The organism is Brevibacillus sp. SIMBA_040 (assembly GCF_046535075.1).
Taxonomy (GTDB): Bacteria; Bacillota; Bacilli; order Brevibacillales; family Brevibacillaceae; genus Brevibacillus.
Map to the genome: position 1 here is coordinate 1 of NZ_JAWRXI010000387.1, position 240 is coordinate 240.

Sequence of the window (240 nt, forward strand, 5' to 3'; positions counted from 1 at the left end):
GTTGTAACTACGGCAGCTGTTAATAATAGATTTACATTAATTGACGGGCCTGCAAGTAATAATTCATTTCCGATCATGGCCGTTAGAAATACTTCTCCTACGGCAACAGGAAATTTTGCTCTTATAGGTTTTTCTAATACAGGTCCTACAGGTGGAGGAGCAAACTGGGGAATAGGTAGTGTACGTACTGCTACTGCAGAAGAATTTTTCCTTGGTAGTAGTATTTCTGGAGGTGCATAT

General features: G+C 40.0%; 1 protein-coding gene. It reads left to right on the forward strand.

What is annotated here, in order from left to right:
- Positions 1 to 240 (forward strand): hypothetical protein (locus SB752_RS33200; RefSeq protein WP_410719629.1); only part of this gene is annotated, 240 nt, incomplete at both ends.